This is a genomic window from Oscillibacter sp., assembly GCF_031978065.1.
In the GTDB taxonomy this organism is placed as follows: Bacteria; Bacillota; Clostridia; order Oscillospirales; family Oscillospiraceae; genus Oscillibacter.
In genome coordinates this window covers 1-1,461 of the sequence record NZ_DALZCH010000204.1, presented here as the reverse complement: position 1 = coordinate 1,461, position 1,461 = coordinate 1, and the positions used below count along the sequence as shown (strand labels likewise).

Below are 1,461 nucleotides of genomic sequence, written 5' to 3'. Positions count from 1 at the left end.
ATAAAAAAACGGCCCCTACTTCAATACAATTTGTATTGAAGTAGGGGCTTTTTTCCTGCCTGTTATTATATAGCAGAGCAGGGTATTTCATTAAAAAGTGCTGACCGCAAGATTTGCCGCCGATTACAGTGAGGGCAGGGGAGAAATAATTGCATTCGGGCCGGAGCCCGTGTCGTTCCCCGTTCCGGTTTCTCCGGGAATGGGCGTTTCTTCGACGGGAGGCGTGACGGTGCCGGACGTTCCATCTGTGGGAATCACCGCGCCGTCGTTTCCCGTCCCAGTTTCTCTGGAGGTTGGTGTTTCCGAGGGAACAACCTGACCGGGCAACTCGCCCGGAAGCGGACTGACCACGGGGGCGGGGCCTTTTAAGACAATCTTGTTGCGCACCTTATAGTCGCTGTTGGCTTCAAAGGTGCTGGAAATCAGATTCCCTTCGCCGTCGTAAAGATTGCGGTATGTCTCCACCTTATACCCGGTGTAGGGGGTGACCTTCACCGATTCCGTCCCGGCGGGAAGGGTGGCGTCGTCCTCGTAGACCACGGTAAACGGCGTGGTGGAAAGGGTTTTGTTGGTCATCTTCACCGTGGTGTCGTCCACCTTGGTGCCGTATAGCGACATGGTAAGATAACCCTTGGAATAAATCGACTCGACCTTGACGGGATAATTAGTGTCGTTGCGGAAGCGGTAGTTTGGTCCGCCCCAGCTAACGGTGGCGTCCATCCCCTTGGGAATGTATGCGGGCACATAGCGGTGGGCATACCGCTCCACAATTTCAAGGTTTGCTTTCAGTGTCGCCAGATACAGCGTGGAGGACGGCTGGCACACGCCGCCGCCAATTTCGTCCACCGTCTCCCCCTGCACATAGGCAGGGGCGGGCAGATAGCCCCGCGCGGCGGTACGCTGACCCACTACCTCGTTATAGTCGAAAATATCGCCGCTGTTCAAAACGGTTCCGTTGACGGCGTCGGAGGCCAGTTTCACGTTTCCGATGCGGGCGGCGGTGCCGCCCACATGGGTGGTGTAGGAGCCAAGCATATCCCGGAATAAAACAGGGGCAAGCTCCTCCGCCGTGACGGCGGGAAGCTGAATATCGGCGGGAATTTCCACAGTGCTGCCGGGTTTAGCGGCGTTCATCTCGGACTGGGCCAGCGTCACGTCAAAGTCAGCGCCCACTTGCTCGGGCGTAATTGTGCCGGTTGCCGCGTCATATCCGGCGTTTTTCACGTCGCCGGAGGCCTGGTCGTAAATCTCCTGCGCGTAAACTGTCCGGGCAGGCTCGGCAAGATAGGGAACGTCCAGTGCAAGGTTCAAATCCCACGAACCGGTCTCAATGCTCTGGGTAAGCGTCTGGGGGGCCACGGTGCGGCCATCTTCAGCCATGTGTATCAAAATCGAGGCATCACCCAGTTTGTAAGTGGTGTCTTGGCTGGGGAAGGAAAGAAGCTGCGCGGCGGCCTCGGC

1 protein-coding gene is annotated in these 1,461 nt (G+C 57.4%); it reads right to left on the bottom strand.

Features of this window, described 5'->3' with window-relative positions:
- Positions 1–123 precede the first annotated feature (123 nt).
- Positions 124–1,461: VanW family protein (locus RTK01_RS16730; RefSeq protein WP_312282052.1), on the bottom strand; the 1,338-nt coding region annotated here is incomplete at its 5' end.